Source organism: Paraburkholderia sp. SECH2 (assembly GCF_030464795.1).
GTDB classification, from domain to species: domain Bacteria; phylum Pseudomonadota; class Gammaproteobacteria; order Burkholderiales; family Burkholderiaceae; genus Paraburkholderia; species Paraburkholderia aspalathi.
In genome coordinates this window covers 18,624-43,877 of record NZ_JALPRH010000029.1, presented here as the reverse complement: position 1 = coordinate 43,877, position 25,254 = coordinate 18,624, and the positions used below count along the sequence as shown (strand labels likewise).

The 25,254-nt window shown below is 62.1% G+C and carries 22 protein-coding genes; 11 read left to right on the top strand and 11 right to left on the bottom strand.

Going from position 1 to position 25,254, the window contains the following annotated elements; translation table 11 throughout:
• Window positions 1–4: 4 nt before the first annotated feature.
• The 4 genes from M0D66_RS32345 (at window position 5) to M0D66_RS32330 (ending at window position 3,475) form a co-directional block, all read left to right on the top strand.
• Window positions 5–1,078, top strand: a complete 1,074-nt coding sequence (locus M0D66_RS32345) for an ABC transporter ATP-binding protein (protein WP_266212562.1) — start codon at window positions 5–7, stop codon at window positions 1,076–1,078.
• Window positions 1,079–1,168: 90 nt separating this feature from the next.
• Complete coding sequence (locus M0D66_RS32340) at window positions 1,169–1,993, top strand: transporter substrate-binding domain-containing protein (protein WP_054036414.1); 825 nt, start codon at window positions 1,169–1,171, stop codon at window positions 1,991–1,993.
• A 67-nt stretch (window positions 1,994–2,060) separates the two neighbouring features.
• The gene (locus M0D66_RS32335) at window positions 2,061–2,816 is read left to right on the top strand and encodes an amino acid ABC transporter permease (protein WP_200619219.1); all 756 of its coding nucleotides are present in this window, start codon (window positions 2,061–2,063) and stop codon (window positions 2,814–2,816) included.
• Between the two features lie 2 nt (window positions 2,817–2,818).
• Window positions 2,819–3,475 carry an amino acid ABC transporter permease gene (locus M0D66_RS32330; RefSeq protein ID WP_093638600.1) on the top strand — a complete coding sequence of 219 codons (657 nt, stop codon included), beginning with the start codon at window positions 2,819–2,821 and terminating at the stop codon, window positions 3,473–3,475.
• Window positions 3,476–3,554: 79 nt separating this feature from the next.
• Here M0D66_RS32330 and M0D66_RS32325 read toward each other — a convergent pair whose 3' ends face one another.
• Genes M0D66_RS32325 through M0D66_RS32315 form a run of 3 tightly spaced genes read right to left on the bottom strand, consistent with a single transcriptional unit; the run spans window position 3,555 to window position 7,536 of the window.
• Window positions 3,555–4,835, bottom strand: a complete 1,281-nt coding sequence (locus tag M0D66_RS32325) for a cytochrome c (RefSeq protein ID WP_093638596.1) — start codon at window positions 4,833–4,835, stop codon at window positions 3,555–3,557.
• 9 nt (window positions 4,836–4,844) lie between these two features.
• A complete protein-coding gene (locus tag M0D66_RS32320; protein ID WP_266212561.1) occupies window positions 4,845–7,079 on the bottom strand; it encodes a xanthine dehydrogenase family protein molybdopterin-binding subunit in 2,235 nt (744 codons plus the stop codon).
• Between the two features lies 1 nt (window position 7,080).
• Window positions 7,081–7,536 carry a (2Fe-2S)-binding protein gene (locus M0D66_RS32315; protein ID WP_093638590.1) on the bottom strand — a complete coding sequence of 152 codons (456 nt, stop codon included), beginning with the start codon at window positions 7,534–7,536 and terminating at the stop codon, window positions 7,081–7,083.
• Between the two features lie 348 nt (window positions 7,537–7,884).
• Between M0D66_RS32315 and M0D66_RS32310 the strand changes: the two genes are divergently transcribed.
• Together M0D66_RS32310 and M0D66_RS32305 are read left to right on the top strand one after the other, a co-directional pair.
• Entirely contained in the window at window positions 7,885–8,283 is a 399-nt protein-coding gene (locus M0D66_RS32310) for a hypothetical protein (RefSeq protein ID WP_200565940.1), read from the top strand.
• 468 nt (window positions 8,284–8,751) lie between these two features.
• Entirely contained in the window at window positions 8,752–9,570 is an 819-nt protein-coding gene (locus M0D66_RS32305) for an alpha/beta fold hydrolase (RefSeq protein WP_200619218.1), read from the top strand.
• A 178-nt stretch (window positions 9,571–9,748) separates the two neighbouring features.
• On the opposite strand, the gene M0D66_RS32300 is transcribed toward M0D66_RS32305, so the two are convergent.
• The 6 genes from M0D66_RS32300 to M0D66_RS32275 all read right to left on the bottom strand — a co-directional run bounded on the left by M0D66_RS32300 (window position 9,749) and on the right by M0D66_RS32275 (window position 17,984).
• Window positions 9,749–10,702, bottom strand: a complete 954-nt coding sequence (locus M0D66_RS32300) for a peptidoglycan DD-metalloendopeptidase family protein (protein ID WP_200619217.1) — start codon at window positions 10,700–10,702, stop codon at window positions 9,749–9,751.
• Between the two features lie 567 nt (window positions 10,703–11,269).
• A complete protein-coding gene (locus M0D66_RS32295; RefSeq protein WP_200619216.1) occupies window positions 11,270–11,686 on the bottom strand; it encodes a hypothetical protein in 417 nt (138 codons plus the stop codon).
• Window positions 11,687–11,967: 281 nt separating this feature from the next.
• Window positions 11,968–13,230 (bottom strand): cytochrome c, encoded by a 1,263-nt coding sequence (locus tag M0D66_RS32290; protein ID WP_266212560.1) that lies wholly within the window; start codon window positions 13,228–13,230, stop codon window positions 11,968–11,970.
• Complete coding sequence (locus tag M0D66_RS32285; protein ID WP_211707501.1) at window positions 13,227–13,958, bottom strand: (2Fe-2S)-binding protein; 732 nt, start codon at window positions 13,956–13,958, stop codon at window positions 13,227–13,229. Before M0D66_RS32285 ends, M0D66_RS32290 begins: the two co-directional genes overlap by 4 nt.
• Entirely contained in the window at window positions 13,955–16,783 is a 2,829-nt protein-coding gene (locus M0D66_RS32280) for a xanthine dehydrogenase family protein molybdopterin-binding subunit (RefSeq protein WP_266212559.1), read from the bottom strand. Before M0D66_RS32280 ends, M0D66_RS32285 begins: the two co-directional genes overlap by 4 nt.
• Before the next feature lie 445 nt (window positions 16,784–17,228).
• Window positions 17,229–17,984, bottom strand: a complete 756-nt coding sequence (locus M0D66_RS32275; protein ID WP_093638836.1) for a DeoR/GlpR family DNA-binding transcription regulator — start codon at window positions 17,982–17,984, stop codon at window positions 17,229–17,231.
• Window positions 17,985–18,107: 123 nt separating this feature from the next.
• Here M0D66_RS32275 and M0D66_RS32270 point away from each other — a divergent pair, with 123 nt between their 5' ends.
• Both M0D66_RS32270 and M0D66_RS32265 read left to right on the top strand, forming a co-directional pair.
• Entirely contained in the window at window positions 18,108–18,695 is a 588-nt protein-coding gene (locus M0D66_RS32270) for an NUDIX domain-containing protein (protein WP_200619213.1), read from the top strand.
• A gap of 254 nt (window positions 18,696–18,949) precedes the next feature.
• Complete coding sequence (locus tag M0D66_RS32265) at window positions 18,950–19,249, top strand: hypothetical protein (RefSeq protein ID WP_234486661.1); 300 nt, start codon at window positions 18,950–18,952, stop codon at window positions 19,247–19,249.
• Window positions 19,250–19,334: 85 nt separating this feature from the next.
• On the opposite strand, the gene M0D66_RS32260 is transcribed toward M0D66_RS32265, so the two are convergent.
• A complete protein-coding gene (locus M0D66_RS32260; protein ID WP_200619212.1) occupies window positions 19,335–20,507 on the bottom strand; it encodes a porin in 1,173 nt (390 codons plus the stop codon).
• 548 nt (window positions 20,508–21,055) lie between these two features.
• Between M0D66_RS32260 and M0D66_RS32255 the strand changes: the two genes are divergently transcribed.
• Window positions 21,056–22,165 carry an OpgC domain-containing protein gene (locus M0D66_RS32255; RefSeq protein WP_266212558.1) on the top strand — a complete coding sequence of 370 codons (1,110 nt, stop codon included), beginning with the start codon at window positions 21,056–21,058 and terminating at the stop codon, window positions 22,163–22,165.
• Window positions 22,166–22,285: 120 nt separating this feature from the next.
• Window positions 22,286–23,146: an alpha/beta hydrolase family protein gene (locus M0D66_RS32250; RefSeq protein WP_266212557.1), complete on the top strand. Its 861-nt coding sequence runs from the start codon at window positions 22,286–22,288 to the stop codon at window positions 23,144–23,146.
• 71 nt (window positions 23,147–23,217) lie between these two features.
• Here M0D66_RS32250 and M0D66_RS32245 read toward each other — a convergent pair whose 3' ends face one another.
• Window positions 23,218–24,300 carry an AI-2E family transporter gene (locus M0D66_RS32245; RefSeq protein ID WP_266212556.1) on the bottom strand — a complete coding sequence of 361 codons (1,083 nt, stop codon included), beginning with the start codon at window positions 24,298–24,300 and terminating at the stop codon, window positions 23,218–23,220.
• A gap of 345 nt (window positions 24,301–24,645) precedes the next feature.
• Between M0D66_RS32245 and M0D66_RS32240 the strand changes: the two genes are divergently transcribed.
• Complete coding sequence (locus tag M0D66_RS32240) at window positions 24,646–24,930, top strand: DUF3331 domain-containing protein (protein WP_028197253.1); 285 nt, start codon at window positions 24,646–24,648, stop codon at window positions 24,928–24,930.
• Window positions 24,931–25,254 lie beyond the last annotated feature (324 nt).

The following is a 25,254-nucleotide window of genomic DNA, read 5'->3' as shown; positions in this document are numbered from 1 at the left end:
TTCGATGACCCATCTGACCTTGCAGGCCGTGACCAAGCGCTTCAACGCGGCCTATGCCGTCGACAGCGTCGATCTGAGCGTGCCCGACGGCAAGCTGGTGTGCTTTCTCGGGCCGTCCGGCTGCGGCAAGACCACGCTCCTGCGGATGATCGCGGGGCTGGAAACGCCGAGCTCGGGCAGCATCAATTTTGCCGGCCGCGACATCACGCATCTGCCTGCGAACCAGCGCGACTTCGGCATGGTGTTCCAGTCGCTCGCACTGTTCCCGCATATGACAGTGGCGCAGAACGTCGCGTATCCGCTCAAGTTGCGCAAGACGGCGAAAGACGCGCAAGCGCGCCGCGTCGCTGAATTGCTGGAGCTGATCCAGTTGCCGCACATGGCGAACCGGCCGGTCACGCAACTCTCCGGCGGCCAGCGGCAACGCGTGGCGATTGCCCGTGCGATCGCCTCGCAACCGAAACTGCTGCTGCTCGACGAACCGCTCTCCGCACTCGACGCCAAACTGCGCGAAGCGATGCAGGTCGAGATTCGCCTGCTGCAACAGCGTCTCGGCATCACGACGATCATGGTCACGCACGACCAGCGTGAAGCGATGACGATGGCCGACGAGATCGTGGTGATGGAAAAAGGCCGGATCGCGCAGGTCGGCAAGCCGCTCGATATTTATCGCGATCCGGTCAGCGAATTCGTTGCTGACTTCATCGGCCTCGGCAACATCCTGCCAGTCAGCTACGACGGCGCAGGCAGCGTCAGCCTGCCGGGCGGAACGCGCATTGCGGTTGCGCAACCGGCGCGGATACCGGAGTCCAGCAGCGATATCCGTCTGCTGATCCGGCCGGAAGACGTGTGCGTCAAAACAGCGTCCGGTGACGCCGGGCAGAACCGGCTCGCGGGCACGGTGACTTTTATCCGTGACGTGGGGGCGTCGCTGGAAGCCACGATCGATTGCGCAGGATTCACGCTGACTGCCGCGACCACGCCGCGCGAAACGCCGGGCCTCACGCTCGGCATGCCGGTGTTCGCGGAATTGCCACCGCACGCGTGCAAACTGATCGCCGCCCGTGCGGCGCACTGAAACGTGTCGCTGACGCAAGGCATCGAAACGCGTCGCTGAAGCGTTCACTGAAACCCATTCCAATACCGAGTTTTCGACAGAGGAAAGACCATGAATCAGCCCCAAGTTGCTCAATCGAACGCGCGCCGTGTCTTCGCGACCCTCGCCGCGACACTCGCCTTCACTGGCCTCGGCGCACTGTGCGCCTTTTCGTCGGCCGCGCATGCTGACGCGCTCGACAACATCGCCAAGTCCGGCACGGTTCGCATCGGCGTATTCGAGGACTACCCGCCGTTCGGTTCGATCGGCCCGGACATGAAACCGATGGGCTACGACATCGACGTCGCCAACCTGATCGGCAAGTCGCTCAATGCAAAGGTCGAACTTGTGCAGGTGACGGGCGACAACCGCATGGCCTACCTCGCCGACCACAAGGCTGACATGCTGCTTTCAGTCGGCCAGACGCCGGAACGCGAAAAGGTGATCGACTTCTCGCAGCCCTACGCGCCCTACTACCTCGCCGTCTTCGGCCCGAAAACGCTGCCCGTGAAGAACGCCGCCGACCTCGCCGGCAAGTCGATTTCGGTCGCGCGCGGCACGCTGGAAGACCTGAGCGTGACCAAAATCGCGCCCCCCAGCGCGAACATCAAAAGATTCGACGATCCTAACGGCGCAATTTCGGCGTTTCTTTCTGGTCAGGTACAGTTGATGGTAGTCGGCAACGACGTCGGCGCAACCATTCTCGCGCGTCATCCGGCGAACGATCCCGAACAGAAGTTCTCGCTATTCAGCTCGCCGGATCACGTCGGTTTGAACAAGAATGAGCCGCGTCTGAAGCAGAAAGTCGACGAAACGATTGCCAAGGCCCGCAAGGACGGCACCATGAACGCGATTTCGCAGAAATGGCTGCGTGCGCCGCTGCCGGCCGACCTCTGAACCTTTATTGCGCGGACCGGCAAGGCCGGCCCGCGCCGGAGTTTGACCACACGATGAGCGCCACGCTATGACTTATGCGTTCGATTTCAGCGGCTTCGGCCTCTATGCGGGGCTGCTCGCGCGCGGCGTCGCCGTCACGCTGGGGCTGACCGCCGTGTCCACCGTTCTCGGCGGTCTCGTTGGCATTGGCGGCGCGAGCATTGCGGTCGCCGGGCCGAAGTGGGCGCGCTGGGTGGTCGCGACTTACGTCGAGTTGATTCGCAATACGCCCTTCATCGTGCAGTTGTTCTTCATCTTTTTTGGCCTGCCGAGCCTCGGCATTCATATCGACGAGGTGCAGGCCGCGATTCTGGCGATGACCGTCAATCTCGGCGCGTACGCGATCGAAATCGTGCGCGCCGGTATCGATTCGATCCCGCGCGGTCAGGTGCAGGCGGCGCAAGCGCTCGGCCTTCATGGACGGCAGGTGTTCCGCTACATCGTGCTGCCGCAGGCGGTCGCCAACGTGTTTCCCGCGCTGCTGAGCCAGGTGTTGATCGTGATGCTCGGTTCGGCGGTGGTCTCGCAGATTTCGGTGCCCGATCTGACCTATGCGGCCAACTTCATCCAGTCGCGCAATTTCCGCTCGTTCGAGAGCTACGTGATCATCACCGCGACGTATCTGGTGTTGTCGATCGTATTGCGGCAACTCATGAACCGGCTCGGCCGTGGCCTCTTCGCGGGCCGCGTCGCTCGCGGCGGCAGCAGCGACAGCGCGCCGCGTAACTGGCGCACCCGCCTGATGTGGCGCACCGCCGCCCGCACTTTGCCGACGGAGCGCTGATCATGGTCGAATTCACGCTGTGGGACATCGCCCGCAATCTGTTGCTCGCCGCCCGCTGGACGGTGTTGTTGTCGCTGATCGCGTTTGTCGGTGGTGGCATTGTCGGGCTGATCCTGCTCGCGATGCGCGTGTCGCCGTTGCCATGGCTGCGGCGAATCGTGGTGGTGTATGTGGAAGTGTTCCAAGGCACGCCGCTGTTGATGCAGCTGTTTCTGGCGTTCTTCGGCCTGCCCTTGCTGGGTGTGGATGTCTCGCCCTGGGTCGCGGCAACCGTCACGCTGACGCTTTATACCAGCGCGTATCTGGTCGATATCTGGCGCGGCTGCGTGGAAGCCGTACCGCGTGGTCAATGGGCCGCGGGCGCGAGTCTGGGCATGACGTTCAGCCAGCAACTGCGCTACATCATCTGGCCGCAGGCGCTGAAGATCGCCGTGGCGCCGACGGTCGGCTTCCTCGTGCAAGTGGTGAAGAGCACGGCGCTCGCGTCGATCATCGGCTTCACGGAATTGACCAAGACCGGCACGATGATCACCAACGCAGCATTCCGCCCGTTCCCGATCTACGGCATGGTCGCGATGATTTACTTCGCAATGTGTTTCCCGTTGACCTGGTACGCGCGGGTGCTGGAGAAGCGACAGAAGGTGGGGCAGCACCGCTAACGCTATCTTTTCTACGGGTTTATAAAAAACGGCAACCGTTTTACACGGTTGCCGTTTTTTTGTTGTCAGCCCGACACTTCTATCGAGCCGCTTGAGTCGACTTTCGCAACTTCGCTACGTCACCCGCCGTGACAGGCGACCCACCGTTATTCCACCCGGCTCGCACGAAGGTCAGCACATCGGCGATCTGCTGGTCGTTGAGCACCGGTGCGTACTTCGGCATCGGATACGGCGCGGGAATGCCGCCGATCACCAGATCCTCCGTACCGTTCAGCGTCACATTGATCAGCGAGGACGAATCCTTCTCCAGCACGTTCGGATTCCCAGCCAACGGCGCGAGCATTGGCGCAAAGCCGCGTCCGTCGACACCATGGCAGTGCATGCAATACGCCGTATAAACACGCGCACCGGCATCGTTCGCGGGACGGTTCAGCGATACCTTCGTCGCTTGTGGATCGTACGTATAAGGCGGCGAGCCACTGCCGCCCGCCGGCGGTAGCGATTTCAGGTAGGTGGACATCGCGGCGATGTCGGTGTCGTTCATGCCCTGCGTGCTGTTGTTGATCACACTGGTCATCGAACCGAATGCCGACGCATGGCGATTGGCGCCGGTCTTCAGGAACGCCTGCAGATCCTGATCGTTCCAGCGACCGAGGCCGACGTTGTGCTCGCCCGTCAGGTTCGCGGCGAACCAGCCGTCGAGCACGCCGCCCGTCAGGAACGCGCTGCCGCTTTCGTCCAGCGCCTTCTCCTGGAACGCGATGCCGCGCGGCGTATGACACGAGCCGCAATGCCCCAGGCCCTGAATCAGATACGCGCCACGATTCCACGCGACATCCTTGCCCGGCTTGTCCTGATAGGCGCCCTTCTCCAGGAACACCATGTTCCAGAACTTCAACGGCCAGCGCATGTTCAAGGGCCATTTGATGTCCGGCTCGCGATTCGCCTGCAACACCGGCGCGACGCCGCTCATAAAGTACGCATACAGCGCTTTCATGTCGTCGTCGTTGACCTTCGCATACGACGGATACGGCATCGCCGGATACAGGTTGTGCCCGTCTTTCGCGACGCCTTCGCGCATCGCTTTCGCAAAGTCCTCTTCCGTGTAACTGCCGATGCCGGTCTGCTGATCCGGCGTGATGTTGGTGGTGTAGATCTGGCCCATCGGCGTGGTCATCGGCAGGCCACCCGCAAACGGTTTGCCTTTCGGCGCCGTATGGCAAGCGACACAATCGCCCACCTTCGCAAGATAGGCGCCGCGTTGCACCAGTGCCTGATCCGCCGCTTGTACCGGAGCTTGGGTGAGGAACGGCAACGCCACACACAGCGCTGCACCGAAACCCTTGAGTGTGTTTTTCATGTTGGGCTCTCAGGCGGTTTGTAGTTGACTGCCGACGGGCAATTGCCGCAGCCGCTTGCCGGTCGCCGCAAAAATCGCGTTCGTCAAAGCCGGCGCGAGCGCCGCCGTACCCGGTTCGCCGATGCCGCCAGGCGCCTCGCTGCTCTTCACGATATGCACCTCGATCGGCGGTGCCTGATCGATGCGCAGCATCCGGTAGTCGGTGAAGTTGTTCTGCTCCACGCGACCGTCCTTGATCGTGATCTCGCTGTAGAGCGCCGCCGTGATGCCAAAGATGATGCCGCCCTGTACCTGCGCTTCGATCGTGTTCGGATTCACCACCATCCCGCAATCGACCGCGCACACGACCCGCTTGACGGCCACCTCGCCCTGATCGACCGCAACGTCGACCACCATCGAAAAGAAGCTGCCGAACGCATGCATCACCGACACGCCGCGCCCCTGCCCCTTCGGCACCGCGCTGCCCCAGTTCGCCGCTTGCGTGGCCGTATTGAGCACGTTCAGCGCGCGTGGCGTTTTGCCCAGCAGATCCTGGCGATATTTCACCGGATCGATTTTCGCCTGAGTGGCGAGCTCGTCGATGAAACTCTCGACCACGAAGGTGCCGCGCGTCGGCCCCACGCCGCGCCAGAATGCAGTTGGCACCGCGTGCGGCTCCTGGCGCACATAGTCGATCAGCTGATTCGGCAAGTCGTACGGCAGATCCGAGGCGACTTCCACCGCATCTGGATCGATACCGTTCTTGAACGCGGGCGGCGCGAAACGCGCCAGGATCGACGAGCCGACAATCCGATGCTGCCACGCGATCGGCTTGCCGTTCGCGTCGAGGCCGGCGGAGATCTTGTCGTAGTAATACGGCCGGTACATGTCGTGCTGGATGTCCTCTTCGCGCGTCCACACTACCTTCACCGGCGTCGACACCTGCTTGCCGATCTTGACCGCCTGCGTGACCATGTCGAACTCCAGCCGCCGGCCGAAGCCGCCACCAATCAGATGGTTGTGCACGACGATCTTGTCAGCCGGCAAACCGGTGACGGCAACCGCGGCGTCCACCACCCGCGTCGGCACCTGCGAGCCGAGCCAGACATCGCAGCCGTCGGGCCGCACGTGCACCGTGCAGTTGATCGGCTCCATCGTGGCGTGCGCGAGGAACGGCTGCTGATACACGACGTCGACGCGCGTCTTCGCGTTTGAAAACCCGTTGTTTACGTCGCCGTCTTTACGCGCCACCGCACCGTTTTGCTGCGCGGCCTTGGCGAGATCGTCGACGATCTGCCTCATCCCGATCTGCGCGCCCGCGCCTTCGTTCCATTTGATATCGAGCGCCTGCAAACCGCGTTTGGCGGCCCACGTGTGATCGCCGATCACGGCGACCGCGTTATCCACTTTGACGACCTGGCGCACGCCGGGAATCTTCTTCGCGTTGGTATCGTCGACGCTCGCGAGCGTGCCGCCGAACACCGGGCAGTTCGCGATGGCCGCGTAGACCATGTCCGGCACGCGCACGTCCAGTCCGAACATCGCCGTGCCGTCGACCTTCTCGGGTGAATCGAGGCGCTTCACCGCAGTGCCGATCACCTTGAAGTCTTTCGGATCTTTCAACTTGACGTTCTGCGGCACGGGCAGTTTGGCTGCGGCCGTCACCAGCTGGCCGTAGCCGATGCTGCGATTGCTCGCCGCATGAATCACCTGCCCGGCTTCTGCATGACAGCTCGCCGGATCGACTTGCCATTGCTGCGCGGCGGCGCTGATCAAGACGGTGCGTGCAGTCGCGCCAGCCCGGCGCATCGGCTCCCAGGCATAGCGGATCGACGTCGAGCCGCCGGTGAGCTGGCCGCCGAGCAGCGGATCCATGAAGAGCTTTTCGTTCGGCGGCGCGTGGTCGAGCGTGACCGAATCGAGCGGCACTTCGAGCTCTTCGGCGATCAGCATCGGGATCGATGTGTAGACGCCTTGCCCCATTTCGACCTTCGGGATCACCAGCGTGACCTTGCCCGCGGTGTCGATCTGGATGAAAGCGTTCGGCGCGAACACGCCGCTTTGTGGCGCTTCATCGCCATCGCCGCCGATTACTGATTTGCCGGCCTTCTGGTCCTGACTGACGGCCGGCATGCTGAAGCCGAGCAGCAAGCCGCCGCCGGTTGCCGCGCTTACCGTGACGCCGAATTTGAGGAAGGTGCGGCGCGAGATGCCGCCTTTCGTCGGCTGCGCGCTGTCTTGTGAATCGAGCAATCCCTGGGACATGTCAGGCTCCCTTCGCGGCTTGCTTGATCGCCGCGCGGATGCGGTTGTACGTCCCACAGCGGCAGATGTTGCCGGCCATGGCGGCGTCGATATCCGCATCGCTTGGATTGGGGTTGCTCGCGATCAGCGAAGCCGCCGACATCACCTGCCCGGACTGACAGTAGCCGCATTGCACGACGTCCAGCTGACGCCACGCCTGCTGCACCTTCTGGCCGGCTGGCGTGCTGCCGACCGCTTCGATGGTGGTGATTTTCTTATCGCCGACAGCCGCTGCCGGCAGCACGCACGAGCGCACCGCGACGCCATCGAGATGTACGGTGCACGCGCCGCATTGGGCGATACCACAACCGAACTTGGTGCCGGTCAAGCCGACGAGGTCGCGCAAGACCCACAAGAGGGGCATGTCGGGGGGTGCGTCGACGGTATGAGTCTGGCCGTTGATGTTGAACGTTGTCATGGGCGGCTCCGGGTGGGGTTTATTGTTTGTCAGGCTGTTTAGACAGAGACGTCGAACCAAAACGCAAAGACTTGCCGTGTTTATTCGACACGCCGTGCTAATACGTCATGCGGCTACTGTTCAATTGCAGGTCAATGAGTACAGTAAATGATGCGCAGCGCGCGTGCGCTGGAAGGGACCGGGAAATTGTAGCCGTGGATAAAGAAGTTCGCCGACAACGTGACATGTCCGCGTGCGCATTCACACGGCGAAAAGGACTTCGCGGCGGCGCTTGCCGGAAGTGAAACGAGATTCAAATCAATGCGTTACCATTGCGGCATTAGTTTGACTATCCGAAGGAGCGGCAAGATGAACGACCAGCAATGCATTCAATTCCTCTCGGAAATTCGCAAACCGCTACTGGCGTTGCATAAATCGATTCTCGATCACGAGCGCGCGGCGTACGAAAAGGAATTCGGCCCTGTGACTCCGGCGGCCTTCCTGCAGGTGCTCATTAACGGTTCGGCGTTCCGCTGGCTTACGCCGCTCTCCACGGTCATTGCCAATGTCGACGAGATTCTCGACGACAAGGAAGCAGAGGCTGCCGATCGGCTCGCCGCAGCCGAAGCCGTCTCCGGCCTCTTTTCTCCCGACCAGCCCAATAACGCATTCCTGCCGCGCTACTTGCCCCTCCTGCAAGTCGACCCGGCGATCCTGCATCACCACGGCCAGGTTTCGCAATTGCTGCGTGGCGCTGAAGCAAAGTAGCCGGCGGCGCGTTACTTCGTCTGGGGCTCGTTGGGCTTCGTTGGTGTTAGCCGAAGGTTGTCGCTGGGGTGGAACGCAGCAGCGCGCCATCCGGTATTGATTGCGGCTTCGGCTCCCGAATTCGCTCACCATTGCTGCGCGCACATTCTGGTCAATCACGCGTCGTTTCGTTGAATACCGAATCGACGCGTCCTCGACGATTACCAGGCTTCCCGAATCCTGCCAGCACAAAAATACCTTGTTTCAAGGTGATTTATGCGCGTTTCGTAACAGTGCGTTATATCCGCGCCACCCACCATTCAATGCAGCGACGCCGTGCTTCACAATCTTTTCAATTTGCCTGGCTTTGCTGAATAAAACAAAGGTGAGCTTTTGCGGGAGGCACTCGGAGGATGCTACGAAAAGCCGATCAGCGCGCTTCGGAGCACCCTGCTAAGGTAAGCAGACTTTCTCGCGACGCTCATCATCATGCAAACCTGGCCGCTTCCTGAAAGCTATACGTTCCGTGATCAAACCGTGCGTTTTCGCGTGACCGGCAATGGCCCGCCGCTGGTACTGGTTCATGGCACACCGTTTTCTTCGTATGTGTGGCATCGCATCGCCCCGCATCTCGCGCAAGTGCGCACCGTGTATTACTACGATCTGCTTGGCTACGGCCAATCCGAGCAACGCGACGCTCAGGACGTCTCGCTCGGCGTGCAGAACGTGCTGCTGGCGGAATTGCTCGCGCATTGGGACCTGACGAATCCGGACATCATCGCGCACGATTTCGGCGGCGCGACTTCCTTGCGCGCGCATCTCATTGATGGGTGCGACTATCGAAGCCTCACGCTGATCGATCCGGTGGCAGTCGCGCCATGGGGTTCGCCGTTCGTGCAGCACGTGCGCGAACACGGCGCGGCGTTCGCCGGGCTACCGCCGTATATCCACGAAGCGGTCGTGAAAGCGTACGTGCGCGGCGCGATTGCTCGCGATATTCCGGACGAAGAACTCGCGCCTTATGTGACGCCGTGGCTCGGCGCAACGGGACAAGCCGCGTTCTACCGCCAGATCGCCCAGATGGATCAGCGCTATACCGATGCGGTCGAAACACGTTATTCGCAGATGCGTTGCCCGACGCAAATCCTGTGGGGCGAAGACGACCAATGGATTCCGCTCGAACGCGGCCGGCAACTGGCGGCAGTCATACCCGAGGCACGCTTTCAGGCGGTGCCCAAGGCCGGTCATCTGGTGCAGGAAGATGCGCCCGAAGCGATCGTTGCAGCGGCGCTGCGCTGGTTCGATTGAAGGAAGGCGCGTCATGGGTAGCCGGTCTGATCTGCCCGGTAGTGGACCCGGAGGACCCGGAGGACCCGGAGGACTCGAATGCGAGGATGTGACGAAGCAGCGATCCCGGCAAATGACTGGCCGGGATCGCTGCTTGTTTGGTGTTGGCGAAAAATCGCCGGCTGATTCTTAGGCGCGCCTAACCGCGCCCTTGCGGCAAATACGGCATCGGATCAACCGGCTTGCCGTCGCGGCGCAACTCGAAGCCGACCGAGACGCGCGAGTTGTTCTCATCGCCCATCTCGGCAATCTGCTGGCCTTGCCGCACGATGTCGCCGATTTTGACCAGTAGCTTGCGGTTATGCGAGTACGCGGTCAAAAAGTCCTTGTTGTGCTGAACGATGATCAGACTGCCGTAACTGTTCAAACCGGTGCCGGCGTACATCACCTTGCCGTCGGCCGCGGCCCGCACCGGATCGCCGGGCTTGCCGCCGATTTCGATGCCGCGTGTTTCGCCCGGCTGGAATGCTTCGACTACACGGCCACCTGCAGGCCATGCCAGCGACACGCCGTTCGCATGCCGCGAAGTTTGCTGCGCGACTTCGCGTGCCTCGGCGGCGCTAGGCGCGGCTGATGGCGTAGCGGACTGCGCCGTTGTCTGCGACGTGGTTGCCGCCGGCGCCTGCTGCGCGGCAAGCGGAGCAGCTGGCGCGGACACCGCCGCAGCCTTCGCAGCGGCGGCTGCCGCATTGGCTGCCCGCACCGTTTCCGGCGATGCGACGTGTAGCACCTGGCCAAGCTTCAATCGCGAGGACGGCTTGAGCCCGTTCCACGCCTGTAACTGCCTGACACTGCAATGATGATGCTGCGCGATGCGCGCCAACGTGTCGCCACGCTTGACGCGATACACCAACGGCGGCGACTTCTTAAGCGGCGTGCCGTCGTCGGCGGCCGACTGGACCGACGAACCTGCAAGCGCACCGGAGGCCGGCGCGGCAGCCGCTGCCGGCACACCGGACGCAGCCGATGCGCCCGATGCCGCGCCAGTTTGCGCGTCCTGCTGTCCCACATTCGCACAACCGCTGACCGCCAGCGCGACCCACACGCCAGCCAGACTGGCCATCATTGTTCTGTCGAAACGCTTTCCCAACATGTTCGACTCCTGCTTTTTATTGGCGAGCCGGATGCTGCCCTGTCGCGTGCGATGCGCGCATTCTGACGAAGCGCTGCTTTCTGCCGCGACACAGCGAGGCCGCCTCGTGCGGCGCCCACCCGTGCCCTGCCGTCCAACCCAATCCCTTTCGCCTTACTGGATGCCCAGATGCTGAATGCCCAGACGCCGGATGCCCGAAAACAGCCGATCTTCCGCGAAAAGGGCCAGATTGCCGATTAAAATTCACGCGGAATTGTAAAGTGCGTTTTGCAAAAAACGTCCCGGTCCACACAAACAGATACAAACCTTACGTACGGTGATGCAGACACGGCTGCGTCCACAACCAGTCCTCACGCGCGGTGCCGGCCTCGCGTCTCAACGCGCATGATCGCGAAGACCCGTAAACGGCCGCACCACCCGACGAACGGACGATAACGCTTGCTTATCGGCAGAACGCTGCGAGAACTTGAATTGCCAGTATGCGAGACGAGGAGCGGGGATGGGGAAATGCGAAGGCGAGCGGACGGACAGGCGTGCGCCCGCCCGGCTCCCAGCGACTGGCCCGACCTAGCTGTAGGTATGACCTTGATACAGCACGAAGCCGACCGGATGATGCGTGAAATGCAGCACCGGCAGAACGGGGTTGTTGTTATCGGCGGTGGGATAGGCGCTGGCCTGGGCGATGTATTCGCCTTGCGCCTCGATTGGCTGCCCGACCTGCAGACCGGGAATTTCCTGCGCGAGCCCTTCGCTGTCGCCGTAGCGTACGGCAACGAATACTTCGGTACCCACCAGGTTCTGCGTACCGCCTTCGAACTTCACGACACTGTCGATCTTGATGACGAATTGCTGATGTTCGGCGGCGTGGTGAAATTCCGGGCTGAGGAAAACCTTGCTGATCGTACCCTGTACGCAAGCCAGCGGCGCGCCCACCGAATGAGGGTCACTATGATGAGGAAGAACCTGCGTTGCGAGATTGCTCATGAAGTCTCCGTGAAGGACATCGGATCGGTCTACGGCGAAACGTACGGCACGCCGCCGGACAGCAACGACGCGATACCGTTTGAGCAGACCATTAGGCGCGAGTTCATTGCGCGCCATTCGCGGGAGACACGAGGATCGGCGTGAAAAGACGTCAATCGTTGGCCTGGCGGTTTGGTTGCCCCGTGGCGAGCACATAAAAAAAGCCGGTGCCCATATCGGCACCGGCTCTTTCTTACACAACGATTAGCGCTTCATTTCCAACGCCCAACGCATGGCATGCTTCAACGCAACGCCTTCACCGCATCGGCTGTCACATCGGCCGGTTGGCCGCCGTACGTCGCGCGCAGATAGTTAGCAAGCTGCGCGAGTTCCGTGTCGCTGAGTTGCGTGGCGAAGCCCGGCATCTCCTGCATCCGCTCGAGGCCCGGGAAATCCTGCGCTCCGATGCCGTCGAGCATCGCCACGATCAGGTTGTGCGCATCGCTTTGACGCACTGTCGAGTTGCCGTGCATCGGCACCGCGACGTGCGGCTTGCCCTCGCCGCTCAGTCCGTGACAGCCCGCACACACCGCGAGATACACATTGCGCCCCGCCTCGAGTTGCGCGGCATCGGCGGAGACCGATTGCAATGGTTGCGGCGCCGGTCCCTGATCGCCGAGCAGATACGTCGACATCGCGCGCAGATCGTCATGCGTCATGTACTGACTGCTCAGATGCACCACCGGATACATCTCGCCGAAAGCCGAGCCTTGCGGCGCAATGCCCGTGGCGAAGAATGTCTGCAGGTCCGCGGCGGTCCAGCCACGTGCTGCCAAACCATGCGGCGTGATGTCCGGTGCGGCGATCCTGCCCAGCGCCGCGCCCGTCAGCGGTTTGGCGCCGTCGAGCTGGCCGAACTTGCCGCGCGGCGTATGACATTCGGCGCAATGGCCGAGTGCGCACGCCAGATAGCGTCCGCGATTCCAATCTGCGGACTGCCCTTTCGACGCATCCGGCAACGTGTCCTTCAGGAACACCCAGTTCCAGAAGCGCACGCCAAAGCGCATGTTGAACGGGAACGATAACTCGGGCTCGTGGTTCGCCACGGCCGCCGGCTTCTGCGCCATCAGGTATGCGTAGATCGCATCGCTATCCGCGCGCGACAACTGGCGGTAGGACGTGTACGGCATGGCCGGATACAACTGCTTCGTCGGTGTGACGCCGTCGTGCAGCGCCTTGTAGAGATCGTCCGCACTCCAGTTGCCGATGCCGTGGTCCTTGTCCGGCGTGATGTTGGTGCCATAGAAGGTGCCGAACGGCGAGGCCAGCTTCACGCCGCCGGCGAACGGCGCGCCATCCGACGTGGTGTGGCAGGCCGCGCAATCGGCGGCTTTCACGAGGTAACGGCCGCGTGCGAGCGGATCGGCGGCGGTGGATTGCGGACCCATTGCGGCAGCGGCCTGCATCGCTGCGGCGGAGTCGTCCTGTTTGCCGCAAGCGCTTAGCAAAGCGGCCGTGCCGAGCAGCAGCAACGCGCGACGCACATTCATCGAGGGAGTCATCATGCCGCGTCCTTTACGAGGCCAGGCGTGGTCATCACAACCTCCTTCACGGCTTCGTAGTAGCGCACGTAGCCCGTGCAGCGGCAGATATGGTCGTTCAGCGCCTCGGTGATGGTTTGCTCGACCTTGTCTTTGGCAATTGGCTGACGCTTCAGACGTTCGATCAGCACGGTCGCCGCATTGACGAAACCGGGCGTACAGTAACCGCACTGAAAACTGAAGTGTTCGAGAAACTTCTGCTGGATCGGCGACAGTTCGACGACCTCGCCTGCCTCGTTGCGCTTCGCGTGGCCTTCGATCGTGCGGATGGTTTTGCCGTGGAAAAAATTCGCGCCCGTGATGCAGGTACGCACTTCTTCGCTGGTGCCGTCCGGCTTGTCGACGATCACGACGCACGCGTGGCAGATGCCCTGGCCGCAGCCGAGTCGCGAGCCGGTCAGGTGCAGATACTCGTGCAGGAAGTCGATCATCATCAGACCGGCCGGCACGTCGGTCGGGCCGACGATTTCGCCGTTCACCTTGACCGATACCGGCAGCGTGCGGAAGTGCGTCAACGGACGCTCGACTACGGTTGCGGCTGACGCGCTGGCGACAATGCCCGTGGCACCAGAAGCAGCGCCCGCGGGACTGGAGGCCGCAGTAGCTGCGGCGGAAGCGGAAGCGCCAGGAACGGTGCTCGAGGCAACAGCGGCGCTCGCAGCATTAGCGGAAGTTTGAGTAGGGGCCGTCATGCGAGCACCTCCTGAATACGTTGCGGGGTGACCGGCAGGTCGGTAAATCGATGTCCAATCGCGTGCGCGATACCATTCACGATGGCGCCGACCACCGGAATCATCACCACTTCGGCGATGCCCTTCGGCGGATCGGTCTCGGTGAGCGGAGGCAGCACTTCGCCGGTCTGGGTCCAGACGGCGACGTCGGTCGCGCGTGGCAAGTGGTAACGATTGAAGTTCCACGTGCCGTTGCCAGGACCGTCTTCATAGAGCGGCAGATACTCGTGCAATGCGTGACCGATGCCCATCGCAAGGCCGCCTTGCAGCTGGCCCGACACAAGTTGCGGCGAGAGCTGATTGCCGCACTCCATGATCGAGTGATGGGCGAGTAGATCCACCTTGCCGCTCGCTTCATGCACCGACAACTCGACCAGCGTCCCGACCGCGCTGTAATACGTCACGGCCGCGTTGTTGCGCTGAACCGGCGGAATGAACACGCGCTGACGATCGAGCACGCGGTAATGGTTCGGCGTGGTTTGCAGTTTCTTTTTATCGGCCGAAGCGTTGTCGCCATATCTCAGCGCAAGCCCATCGAGCGGCAAGCGCTCGACATTGCCGTCGATCTCGAAGTCCGACTCGGTCCATTGCCAGCGATTGAACACATGCACCGTCGCGCCGGTGACCAGACCCAACTCGTGTGCCTTCTTCGCGAGCTGTTCGAACGGCAACGCTACGAGCCCCGCCGCGGACAGCTTGCCGTCGACCCAACGCGCGTCCTCCATGCGCACCACCAGCGGCGCGGCTTGACCACCGCCGCCACCCTGGCTCCAGATCGCCATCGCCGCCGGCCACAAACCGTGCGCGAAGACGACGCGTGCCGCTTCGCGCGTGCTGTGCGTGAAATAAAACGCCGAATTCGTCGCACTCGACGGCGACGCATAACCGGGCGACCAGCGCGGATTCGCGGCCAGCTTGTCCTGGTCCGCTTGCGACATCATGTACGGATCGCCGCTCGTGACGACCGGCAGATCGGGCCAATCGGTGATCGCGACATGCACGTCGGTGGCCGGCTTGCCGAGCCACTTCGCGACCGCGATCGCCTGCGAGGTCGACATGCCGGTACCGATTTCGGCTGCCGTGTGTTGCAAACCGATCTTGCCGTCGGCGCTGAACTCGACCTTGGCGAACGAGGTTTCCGCGCCCGTGCCGAAGTCCTTTTGCACACACGCAAAACCGACGCCATACCGCTTGCCCGGATGCGCGGCTTCGAACTCGGCCTTACGCTTCGCGCGATTCACCCACAGCGGATGAACCTTCGCTTTCTGCAATACGTCGTCGACACGAATCGCGCCTGCGGGCACCGCGCCCTGGGTGTTCTTCATGCCCGAGCGCAGCGCGTTTTTCAGGCGGAAGTCGATCGGATCGAGTTTCAGCTCCGCGGCGATTTCGTCGACCATCATCTCGGTCGCGGCCATGCTTTGCAGCGTGCCGTAACCGCGCGCCGAACCAGCGTCGATCGCGCGCGAAGCAATCGCCACCGCCGAGAGATCGTTCTTCGGGAAGTAATAGATCGATTGCGCAGCCGTCGCGCCGACCATCGCCACCGACGGCGAGAAGTTGCACCGCCCGCCGCCGTCCGCTTCCATCGCGGCCTTGAACGACTGCATCAGACCGGTGTTCTTATCGACGGCGATCCGGTAGTTCATCTTGAACGCATGGCGTTTCAACGACGTCTGGAACTGCTCGTAGCGATCGTTCGCAAGACGCACCGGGCGGCCGTCCGCATACATCGCGCAGACGAGGCCGTAAAACGGCACGTTGAAGTGATCCTTCGAACCGTAGCCCACCGTGTAGCACGGGTGAATGAACAGGTTCTTCACCGGAAACGCGCACTTCGCGACCATGCCGGCCGCGCTGTCGGCAACTTCGGACGGCGCCTGGGTCGGCACGACCATGTGCAGCGATTGCGTCGCCGCGTCGTACCAGCAGTTCGCGTTGTCGGGTTCGAGCGCGGCCGTGTCGATCGACTGCGTGTTGTACTCGCGCTCCATGACGAGCCAGTCCGCCGACGGATGATCCAGTTCCTGCTGGATTTGACCGGCGTGGAACATGCCCTGCTCGTCGAGCTTGCCGTGTTCGACGCCGTCCGGCCACACCGGCTGGTGCTTGCGCATCATGCTCGGGAACACCGGCGCGTCTTTCAGACTGGAGAAGATATCGTCGTCATACGGCGTCTTGCCGCCGACGCGCACGAAACGGAACGTGCCCCACGGATCGCGCTCGAGCGGCCCGGTTTGCGCACCGTAACGGATGATCTGATCCTGGAACTTGAGCTTGTCTTTTGCGAAGCGGAAGCGCGCGAAGTCGTGATAGATCAGGATCGCGACCGCCTGGCCGAGATACGCGGGCGTCTTGCCCGGCGGCAGCAACATGTCGTCGCCGTAGAAGGCCGGGAAGATCAGGCCGTCGCGCACCAGATCGGCCGCCGTCACCACGCGGTCGGGTTTCAGATCGTCGCCGAGCAGCGACAGGTCAAAGCCTTCATAGCTGCGGTCGGCTTGCGTCGTACGCAGGATGAAGGCATGCGATTGCTGCTGCGGCCAGTGCGGCATGTCGGCGGCGCGGATGTCGCGCGCGAACACTTTCGAGCCCGTCACTTTGGCGATACCGTCGATGCGGAATTTCGCCTGCCCATCGGCGGCGTCCCACTGAACCGGCGTCAGAATTTTGTCTTCGAACAACGCAGCAAATGCGCGGCTGCCCATCGGCGCGATATACACCGACACACCCGCCAACACGCTGGCCTTCAGAAAACTACGACGCGAAAGGTCGAGTTTCCCCATGGACTTCTCCTTTAGTGAACACAGCGGCAACTCGTGAGCAGGACGATCGTGGAAAACGTCAGGTCTCGCGCGAGACCACACGCTTGCTCGCGCGTGGCGAACCTGCGCTGGACGGCGATAACCACGAGGGAGGTGTTCGAACCGCGGGCGCTTGCTTGAGCCCGGGCGTACCGGCGACGTGCAGTAGCCATCACTTCGGCTGCCGCAGTCGATCTGATTGACCTTGAACTACCGTGAGTTGCCTTTTCCCTGCCCGACAGAGGGCCAAGGGCCGGGATTATCTCGCTGTTTAGACGCACGGTGCGTCATTTTTTGTCAGCTATCTCGCAAATAACGGATTGGGTATGAATCGTTATAACAGTGGGTTTATTGCACTTTCTGTTATCTGTCGCTGATCAACGATGGCCGCTATTTTGTCGCGAGCGTACTTACTAAAACGTACCTACTAAGCACGCAGAATCGTGATCCCCAATGCTTCGAACGGCGTGGTCAGCACCTCCGGTGTGTTCCGCTCGACGACGATCGTGCTGGCCGCCGACACGTCCGCGATCTTGTACGCCGACGCCGCATTGAGTTTTTCCGCCGACGCCAGCACCACGGTTTCCGCCGCATGTTCCGCGAGCGCGCGCTTCACGTAGGCCTCCTCCATATCGCCGGTGCTCAGGCCCGCTTGCGGATGCACGCCCGTGACGCCCATGAAGTAGAAGTCAGCGCGAATGTGGCTGAGCGATTCGATAGCTGCCGCGCCCACGTTGACCATTGAATGCCGGAACAGACGCCCGCCGATCATGATCACCTCAAGCTCGGCGTGCTCAGCCAGTTCGACGGCGATGCTCGGGCTGTGCGTGACGATCGTCGCCCGCAAGTCGCGCGGCAAGTGACGCGCCAGTTGCACGGCCGTCGTGCCGCCGTCGATGAACGCAATCTGCCCACGCGCGATCATGCCCGCCGCCGCCCGGCCGATCGCCGCTTTCGACGCCGATTCGATGCGCTCGCGCCCGGCAAAATCCACCGCTGCCGGCGACGCCGGCAAGGCGCCGCCATGCACGCGCTGAAGCTGCCCCTCGGCGGCGAGCTCGCGCAGATCGCGGCGGATGGTGTCCTCCGAGACGTCGAACTCGACGCTCAAGGTCCTGGCGATCACCTGCCCGTCACGCTTGAGCGCGTCAAGGATCAACTGTTTTCTTTGCGATGTGAGCACGGTGGTCATCCCGGAAGCATTTTGACTAACTGCACGAAATTTCTTGTTTTTGCACGATATTGCACGATACCATAAATTGCATGCGGTGCAGACCGCGTTTCCCAATGGAACAGGATGCGAGCCATGAACGAAATCGCCGGGCGGGTGCGGATCGTCGACGTGAAAGTGCTATCGGACGACTGGTACGTGCTGAAGAAAACCACCTTCGACTACCAACGCGCGGACGGCCGTTGGCAGCGCCAGAGCCGCGAAACCTACGATCGCGGCAACGGCGCGACGCTGTTGCTATACGACCCGCGCCGCCGCACGGTGGTGCTGACGCGGCAATTCCGACTACCGGCGTTCGTCAACGGTCATCACGGCATGCTGATCGAGGCGCCGGCGGGTCTGCTGGAAGCAGCCTCGCCCGAAGAACGGATTCGCGCCGAAGTCGAAGAGGAAACCGGCTACCGCGTGCATGAAGTGCGCAAGGTGTTCGAAGCCTTCATGAGCCCGGGTTCGGTGACAGAAAAGCTGCACTTTTTCGTCGCTGAATATGATGCGGTGGCGAAAGTCAGCGCGGGCGGCGGCATTGCCGACGAGGGCGAAGATATCGAGGTGCTGGAGCTACCGGTGAACGAAGCGCTGGCGATGGTCGAGCGCGGCGAGATCGTCGACGGGAAGACAATCATGTTGTTGCAGTACGCAAAGTTGAATCTGTTCTGCGCGTAAGCGTTGCCTCGCCACAAGCCGCGGCATTTCAGACTAATCCCACGCGACTTTGGGAAAAGGACGATATGTCGGCGAACGTCAAAAAAATATCCTTACGGGTCCTTTTAAAGCCTACCTGCCTCCCGGTCATTGCGAGGCAGGTCTTTGAACGGGCAAACCATTTCCGTCAGTATATTTTTTTACTTCGTCAGCTTCATAAAGCCGGCGAATGATTTGAGGTTTAAGTGGATTCTCTTAATTCAGCGAACAGATTCATGGGTGGCTTCTTTTTCGGCGCCCTGATCGCTGCAGTCGTAATGGTATTGCTGTGCAATGCTGGTGATTTTTCGCCGTTTATCGCGAAACTGCATGCTTTGGAACAGGTCATCCTCACCGTGCTCATTTCGCTCGTTATCGTCGATGCAAAACCATTGGCTTATAAGACCGTCTGGCGTGAACGCCGCTGCAGTTTCGTACTCGATGAAGATCTAACCGCGACTATTCGCGGTAGAACGTTCGGCATTCCCGCCGGCGTGGCAGTCGGGATTCTGATTCAGAACTACGTGATGAATTGATCTCCCGTCGTACGGGAAGCGATATCCATCGCGCCAGGGCTCAGCAGTCATCATTCAGCCCACCACCGGCGAGCCCTGCCATCTCCTAGAACTTATGCCGTATCGCCGCGCGCACCACGACCTGCTTCGACGTCGATGACGGCGACTGCGTGCCGGGCGTGAAGGCGTCGTCCAGAATCGAATAGGTGGGGTCGCCGGTCACCTGCTGGTATTCGCCCTGAATGTACACATCGGTGCGTTTAGACAGGTTGTAGTCCGCCATCAGGCCGAACGAATGAATCTTCGGCTTCACGCCGCCGCTCGTGGCGTCGTAGGTTTCCATCGTGTAGACGTACTGCGCGCCGACGAACAGCACTGGCGAAATCTGATACTTGCCGTTCACCTCGAAGTTCTGATACTTCAGCGAGTTCAACAGCACGCCCGGCGGCACGAGCGGCGTCACGCCGAGATAGCCGTTGCCGGTCGGATCCAGATAGTTCGAGTTGGTGTACACGAAGCCCGCCGTGGCCGGGCCGAAGGTATAAGTGATCCCGCCGCCGAACACGCGCATGCGGGCGGCGATGAAACTGGCGTCGTTCGCGGTGATCGCGCCGTTTGAGCCGTTGCCGGGATTGTCGGCCTGCAGATAGGCCGCGGCAACCAGCAGTCCGCCATAGGTGTACTGGCCGCCGAAACTGTAGGCGCGATTGTTGGCGAAGCCGGTGTCGTTGCTGAAGCTGTAGACGCCGCCGAACTGGAAGCCCGAGATCGACGGGCTGGTGTACTTGACGCTGTTGTCGAGACGGAACGAGTTATCGGTGTTGTCGTTATCGTACGGGTGCGAGAACAGGGAACCGGCCCAGTTGCCGTTGGCCGTGGTCTGTGCCAGATAGTCCACCACCGAGTCGTACTGGCGGCCGAACGTCAAGGTGCCGTATGGCTCCGAACTCAGACCGACGAACGCCTGGCGGCCGAACATCCGGCCGCCCTGGTTGAGCCGCCCGGAACTGACGTCGAAGCCGTTTTCAAGCTGGAAGATCGCCTTCAGGCCGCCGCCCAGCTCCTCGGCGCCCTTCAAACCCCAGCGGCTGCCTTGCGCATAGCCGCTCGCGAGTTCATAGACATGGCCGCGGCCGACATTGTTGGTGTAGTTGATGCCTTCATCGAGCACGCCGTACAGCGTCACGCTCGTCTGGGCAAAAGCAGGCAGGGAGAAAATCGCTAACGAAGTGGCGGACAAAGCAGTGGAGACAGCCAGCGCGAACACTTGCTTGTTCATGAAGATCTCCCTGAGCTCGAGTAATGGGACAACTCGATCCGACCGCTTTCTTATTGACGCTTCTCGAGGCGTTTAGCGACCCCGACGCGCTTTGAAGAAATCCTCACACGCCGTTACGTCGCCGTCCATCAGGTGTCGCGCGCATATCTCAAAACGTTGCGAAATCTCCACTGCCTGGGGCAGCCCCTTTTTTCGCAACGCTTATTCAGGTAAACGGCGCCGCGCCGTCGGGACTTAAGCTGGGTGCCGCATTAGGCGCGTCGGCCTTGCGGGTTTCGCAGCAGTTTTGTCATGGAAGGAAATATAATCGAAAGCTTTTGCGGCGCTGCAGCGGAACTCTGCGCCCTCAAATGGGTCATTTTTACTGGCCTCTGAAGCCGCGCCTGGCATGGCCGGTTCAAGCGGCGACACGGATGACCGCCCCGCGGGTCGCGCATCCATCAGTCCGCCGCCCGCCGCAACACCTAATCCAATTTCAAAAGCTTTGTGAGACGCCTGCTGCGCTGAACTAGCGCGCCGTCGCACGGGGCTGCTTTTGGCACTACACAATGCAAAAGTCGCAATCCCGCTTGATCGAGCTCGATTTTTTCCGCGGGCTGGTCCTCCTGATCATCGTCGTCGATCACATCGGCGGCAGCATTCTGTCGCGCGTCACGCTGCACGCCTACGCACTGTGCGATGCCGCTGAAGTCTTCGTGTTCCTCGGCGGCTTCGCCACCGCGACGGCCTACGCGGCGCTCGCCGAACGGCGTAACGAGGCGACCGCGCGCAGCCGCTTCCTGCGGCGCTCGCTCGAAATCTATCGCGCCTTCCTCATCACGGCCGGCTTGATGCTGCTGGTCAGCGCGGTGCTGACCGCGTTCAGTATCGACGGCCCGAATCTCGCCACCACGGATCTCGACGATCTGATGGATACCCCCGTGGCCGCCCTGCGCGACATCTTGCTGTTCCGCCGTCAGCCCTATCTCGCTTCCGTGCTGCCGATGTACGCGTTCTTCGCGCTGCTGGTGCCGATGATCCTGCCGCTCGCGCGCAGCAAGCCGTGGCTGCTGCTGGCCGGCAGCGTTGCGCTGTGGGCAGGCGCACCGGCGATCGACGCCTACCTGCCCGCCGCGCCGGACATGCACTGGGATTTCAACCCGTTTGCCTGGCAGTTGCTGTTCGTGCTCGGCGTGCTGGCACGTTGCCAGCCGGTTTATCAGCGGATCAGCGCGCACCGTCTCGGCTGGCTGGTCAGCGTGCTGGCGTTCGCCGTGGTCGCCGCCGCGGCCTACTACAAGCTCTTTATCGAACGGGAGCCGCTCGATGCCAGCTTCAAGCAAAACCTCTCCTATCTGCGCGCGGTCAATTTTCTGGCGATTGCCTGGCTCGTCGCGAACCTGATCCAGCTCGGCTGGGCAAGAAAGCTCGCTCAATGGATGCCGTGGGTCGGCATGATCGGCCGCAAAGGGCTGCTGTGCTTTATCGCGGGCGCCGTGATCTCGCTGGTGGTCGACTCGGTGCTGTATGCGGCGACTGACGGCTATCTGAACTATCCCCTCGGGCTGATAGCGGATGCATGTGCAGTCGGTGCGCTGTTCACCGTTGCGAGAGCATCTGAGCCGCTCAAGCGCTTCGCGACGCACCTCTGGAGCTTGCGTCTCAGAACGTCGCCCTGAGTAAGCGGCGTGCGCATGCGCGCGCGAGCTTTTGCTGTGTTGCCGCCTGCCAATTTTTCACTGCCGATCCTGATAGCATGACGGCCGCGCGCGACCTGCGCGGCGGCCTCTTACTCTGACATGCGTCTATTCCTACATTCCGCGCTCCTGGCGCTATGCACCACTGTCGGCGCGCCGGCGAGCGCCAGCACCGTCATCAGCCGAAGCTTCCATTCCGAAGCGCTCGGCCGCGACTGGGCGTACACGATCTATCTGCCCACCGGCTATCGTCACGACGCCGCACGCATTCCCGTGCTCTACCTCCTGCACGGCAACAATGGCGACGCCAACGACTGGCTCACGCAAGGCCATTTGCAAACCACCGCCGACGCACTGATCGAGCACAAGGAGATGCCGCCGGTCGCGATCGTCATGCCGCAGGGCGGCACGGACTGGTACGTTGATCGCAAGGAGAAGATGGAGACGGCGTTCTTCAGCGATCTGCTGCCTGAGATCGAAACGCGCTACGCGGTCGCGACTCAGCGAAGCGGGCGGATGATCGGCGGCGTTTCGATGGGCGGTTTCGGCGCGTTGCGCTACGCCATGACCCAACCCGAGCACTTTTGCGGTGCGCTCCTGCTGAGCCCCGCGATCTATGCGAACGAGCCGCCGCTTGCTTCGGCGGCGCGCCGCGTCGGCGTGTTCGGCGACCGGCAGTTCGATCCGCACGTCTGGCATGCGCTCAACTATCCGGCGCAATGGGAGCGCTACATGAGCCAGCCGTATCGTCTGCCGATGTTCATCGCCGCCGGCGACGACGACCTGGCGATCCAGGCCGACGCGTCATCGCTTTACACGCATCTTCGGCTGGCGGGGAATCCGGCGGCGCTGCGCATCATCGACGGCGGCCACACCTGGGATGTCTGGAGCGCACTACTGCCTGCCGCGCTGAAATACACGCTGGGCTGCGTCAAACAGTCGGCGCGCGATCAGGACAAGTAATCAGGAAAAATAAGCCGGCAAATCAGCAATCCTGATTGCGCCGGCAATGTGCGTGCAACAAGTGCGTGCAACTATTGCACGAGGTCGGTCCACAGCACCACCAGAACGGTCATAAGCGCGGGCCCGATGAAAAGGCCGAGCAAACCGAACGTCTCCGCCCCGCCGAGAATGCCGAATAGCACGAGCAGGAAAGGCAATCGCGTCGAGTTGCCGATCAGCACCGGCCGCACGAAGTGTTCGGCGACGAACACCACAACCGAGCCGAACACCGCAAGCCCGATGGCCCCGGCCACCGAGCCTTGCGAGAACAGCCACAGGGCCGCGAGGCCGAACGTGAGCGGCGCGCAAAACGGCAGCATCGCGGCAATCGCCGTGACGAGCGCGAGCAGCGCGACGTGCGGTAAGCCGGTCACGAAATAGGCGACGCCCATCAGCACGCCCTCGCCGAGCCCGACCACCACCAGCCCCGACACCGTGCCGCGTACTGCCGCGGCCATGCGCGCGAGCAACTGCGCGCCGTCCTCGCCGAAGCCGCGCCGCACGCCCTTCATCAGCGAGCCGGACAGACGCGGCCCCGCCTGAAAGATCACGAACAGCGTGACCAGCATGAACGCGAACACCATCACGCCGTGCGCCGCGCGCGCACCGAAGTGGCGGCCTAGCGTCATCACCGTGGTGCTGTGCAGCCCCTTCATTGCCGCCGAATCGCGCAGCGGCTGGGCGAGATTGGCCTGCCACCAGGCTGAGATCTGTTGCACGCCGTACGGCAAGCGTTGGATGACGTCCGGCATCGGAATACCGTTTTCCTGCGCGGCCTTGAACCACTCATTCATGTCATGGGCTTCGCGCAACGCCTGGGCAATGCCGATACCCACCGGCAGGACCACTAGCAATGCGATCGCAAGGGTTAGCGCCGCGGCGATCAGCGTCGTGCGGCCGGCAAGCCAGCGGCAGCCTTCCGCCTTTTGCAAAAGCGGCCATAGCGCGATCGCAATGACGCCCGCCCAGGCCGCCACCGCGATGAACTCGCGCACGACCCACAGCGCCAGCAACACGAGTGCGATATACAGGACGAGTGAAGCCGCTTTCTGCTTTTTCAGGCAATCAGGCGGTGTCGGCGATTCGGGTGGCGCTACGGGGGGGCGTGAAATCATGTGGGCTCTTGAGTTCTTGTGGATATGCGCGCGTGCCGACCAGAAAAATCCAAACCCGCTACACTTGCGTCGCACGGTTGCTCATCAATAACCACATCTTAAAGGAAGCACCGGCGCCCTTCGCAGGCCGCATGCTCGTCGCACTGCGTACAACACTGCGTTGCAAAAATCCACGCTATCGCAAATTCACCGCGCATATCGCCCGCAAAGCCCCGCCGTTTCGGGTAAGCGCGAATGTCAAGTTTCATTGTTGCTATTTGGGGAACAGTGTTTCAACCGCGGCACAATGGCTATCCGCCGCGCGCGGGACTACATTCGGCACACCACAATACGGAGCCGACGATGATGACCTTAGAGTCCATCCCCCTTGACGGAACCAATGGCGTACGCATCGAAATTCTCGAGCGCTCCGACACCACGCTGGTGATCCGCTGGGTCGAACCGGGGCGCTGTCATTACGGCGAGCAGCGTTGGCGGCGGCGCTCGGCGCATACGTCGGGAACGTGCGCGGTGACACGCCGCAAGATTCGCCGCGGCGACGCGGTGTTCAAACCGGCTGAACGGCCGGCGCCTTCGAATGCTTCTGCAATGATTTGTGCTGAAGTGTTGGGCGAACTGGTTGAAGCCTGACGTTTTTCTGCCTTTGCCTCGACGACATGTGGCTGCCGTGAGCTTACGGCCGCTGCCGTCGTAGGCCCCCTTCGAAATTTACTGGCGCAGGCTCACCGTCGCGCTATCTGCTTTTTCAGCCGCTCTCCAACACGCCCGGCGCCGCTCGTCAACTCACTGCCTGTATGTCATAACGCTGCTGCGAAAGGCCGCTGGCATTGGCCGGCAGCCACTCTGCAGTCCCGCCCCCAAAAGCCCGATTGCGGCCCCGGGCCACGTGCGTTAAGGTGACCCTCGATGCGCCAGGCCACCACGCCGGTCAGACGCGCAGCGTTAAATGAATGC

Bases quoted from the DNA above. Each gene is read 5' to 3' on its own strand.
- M0D66_RS32260 (WP_200619212.1), bottom strand. From the start codon at position 20,507: ATGAACAAGCAAGTGTTCGCGCTGGCTGTCTCCACTGCTTTGTCCGCC.
- M0D66_RS32320 (WP_266212561.1), bottom strand. From the start codon at position 7,079: ATGTCCCAGGGATTGCTCGATTCACAAGACAGCGCGCAGCCGACGAAA.
- M0D66_RS32295 (WP_200619216.1), bottom strand. From the start codon at position 11,686: ATGAGCAATCTCGCAACGCAGGTTCTTCCTCATCATAGTGACCCTCAT.
- M0D66_RS32285 (WP_211707501.1), bottom strand. From the start codon at position 13,958: ATGACGGCCCCTACTCAAACTTCCGCTAATGCTGCGAGCGCCGCTGTT.
- M0D66_RS32310 (WP_200565940.1), top strand. From the start codon at position 7,885: ATGAACGACCAGCAATGCATTCAATTCCTCTCGGAAATTCGCAAACCG.
- M0D66_RS32305 (WP_200619218.1), top strand. From the start codon at position 8,752: ATGCAAACCTGGCCGCTTCCTGAAAGCTATACGTTCCGTGATCAAACC.
- M0D66_RS32240 (WP_028197253.1), top strand. From the start codon at position 24,646: ATGACCTTAGAGTCCATCCCCCTTGACGGAACCAATGGCGTACGCATC.
- M0D66_RS32325 (WP_093638596.1), bottom strand. From the start codon at position 4,835: ATGAAAAACACACTCAAGGGTTTCGGTGCAGCGCTGTGTGTGGCGTTG.
- M0D66_RS32255 (WP_266212558.1), top strand. From the start codon at position 21,056: ATGCAAAAGTCGCAATCCCGCTTGATCGAGCTCGATTTTTTCCGCGGG.
- M0D66_RS32300 (WP_200619217.1), bottom strand. From the start codon at position 10,702: ATGTTGGGAAAGCGTTTCGACAGAACAATGATGGCCAGTCTGGCTGGC.
- M0D66_RS32290 (WP_266212560.1), bottom strand. From the start codon at position 13,230: ATGATGACTCCCTCGATGAATGTGCGTCGCGCGTTGCTGCTGCTCGGC.
- M0D66_RS32265 (WP_234486661.1), top strand. From the start codon at position 18,950: ATGGGTGGCTTCTTTTTCGGCGCCCTGATCGCTGCAGTCGTAATGGTA.
- M0D66_RS32245 (WP_266212556.1), bottom strand. From the start codon at position 24,300: ATGATTTCACGCCCCCCCGTAGCGCCACCCGAATCGCCGACACCGCCT.
- M0D66_RS32270 (WP_200619213.1), top strand. From the start codon at position 18,108: ATGAACGAAATCGCCGGGCGGGTGCGGATCGTCGACGTGAAAGTGCTA.
- M0D66_RS32280 (WP_266212559.1), bottom strand. From the start codon at position 16,783: ATGGGGAAACTCGACCTTTCGCGTCGTAGTTTTCTGAAGGCCAGCGTG.
- M0D66_RS32250 (WP_266212557.1), top strand. From the start codon at position 22,286: ATGCGTCTATTCCTACATTCCGCGCTCCTGGCGCTATGCACCACTGTC.
- M0D66_RS32315 (WP_093638590.1), bottom strand. From the start codon at position 7,536: ATGACAACGTTCAACATCAACGGCCAGACTCATACCGTCGACGCACCC.
- M0D66_RS32345 (WP_266212562.1), top strand. From the start codon at position 5: ATGACCCATCTGACCTTGCAGGCCGTGACCAAGCGCTTCAACGCGGCC.
- M0D66_RS32330 (WP_093638600.1), top strand. From the start codon at position 2,819: ATGGTCGAATTCACGCTGTGGGACATCGCCCGCAATCTGTTGCTCGCC.
- M0D66_RS32340 (WP_054036414.1), top strand. From the start codon at position 1,169: ATGAATCAGCCCCAAGTTGCTCAATCGAACGCGCGCCGTGTCTTCGCG.
- M0D66_RS32335 (WP_200619219.1), top strand. From the start codon at position 2,061: ATGACTTATGCGTTCGATTTCAGCGGCTTCGGCCTCTATGCGGGGCTG.